Source organism: Xenorhabdus koppenhoeferi, assembly GCF_900116635.1.
Lineage (GTDB): Bacteria > Pseudomonadota > Gammaproteobacteria > Enterobacterales > Enterobacteriaceae > Xenorhabdus > Xenorhabdus koppenhoeferi.
This window is the reverse complement of the sequence record NZ_FPBJ01000091.1, coordinates 1-1135: the sequence shown is the minus strand read 5'-3', so window position 1 is coordinate 1135 and position 1135 is coordinate 1. Positions and strand designations below refer to the sequence as shown.

At 52.8% G+C, this 1135-nt stretch carries 1 protein-coding gene and 1 pseudogene; both read right to left on the bottom strand.

Annotation, left to right across the window (positions count from 1 at the left end; all coding sequences use genetic code 11):
- Nucleotides 1-98: 98 nt before the first annotated feature.
- The gene (locus BM329_RS14890; RefSeq protein ID WP_218153299.1) at nucleotides 99-368 is read right to left on the bottom strand and encodes a hypothetical protein; all 270 of its coding nucleotides are present in this window, start codon (nucleotides 366-368) and stop codon (nucleotides 99-101) included.
- A pseudogene (locus BM329_RS14250) lies at nucleotides 268-1135 on the bottom strand (IS701 family transposase); the annotation flags it as partial. The gene BM329_RS14890 and the pseudogene BM329_RS14250, both read right to left, overlap by 101 nt.

Sequence of the window (1135 nt, the reverse complement as noted above, 5' to 3'; positions counted from 1 at the left end):
GGCGGCGGTATGCAGGCGTGCTCATGGTTAGTTCACTCTGTTTATGGAATGCAAATCTTATTATCGCACAAAATAATTTATGACGACATTATCTAGTACTACAGTCGTAAGTGCTCTGTAATCATAAGGTTATCCCGGCTCTGATAATGACATTGTTGTGCGGAGTATTGATGTCGCCGCCGCCAGTCTGACCAATGTAAAATCTGTTCGACGGTGTTTCCCGTTTTTTCTATCAATCTTGACAGCAGCTTACGCAGTTCCACCACACTAAGGGCGATCAGTCCCGTCGGCGTTTTTTTTCTCCTGTATTCGCAAAATTGCCAGCACTGCATGGGCCAGGAGCGATAAGGTGATGTGTCGATACTCACTGTGCCATTGCCGCACTTCATAATGATCCAGGCCGCATTCTCCCTTCGTTTCCTCAAAACCACATTCAATTTCCCAGCGGCAACCTGCCACCTGAGCCAGAGTTTTCAGATCCGCCTGGTCTCTGCGCGCATACACGATATAGTAAGCCCGTTCCCGTTTTTCATCTCGGCTGCGACGAACCAGCAGATAATGGCCATATTCCCGTTCTTTCTCACTGAGTTGTAAACCCGAACCCAGTCATACTGGCGTTCGCCTTTCGCTCCCCGCCCCGCCGAATGGGTTTCCCATCGCTGAGGTGTCAGACTGTCCACAATCTTGTCCGCTCTGACAAAAGTCGGCTCTTGCCACCACAACGGTTCATTTTTGGGGATCGCCAGCAAAAACGGTTGATACCGGGATTCCAGCCAGCAACGCTGGCGGCGATCCTGACCATAAACGGCATCTGCCGTCACCCAGCGACAGGGCACGCCGGCCTCGAATGCGCGTTCCAGCATCTGCCGGGCGAGTTGGGGCTTGGTGGCAAAGGGGACTGCGTCAGGAATACCGGCGGCTTCACAGCGGGGCCGGTCATCCGTCCATTGTTTGGGTAGGTATAACGCCCGGTCAATAAAGGCATGGCCGCCCTGACCGGCATAACAGAGAAAGACGCCTATTTGACTGTTTTCGACGCACCCGGCGGTGCCACTGTATTGACGTTGCACACCGGCAGAATGCGTGCCTTTTTTGATAAAGCCGGTTTCATCCACCGGTTTCATCCACAATGAGC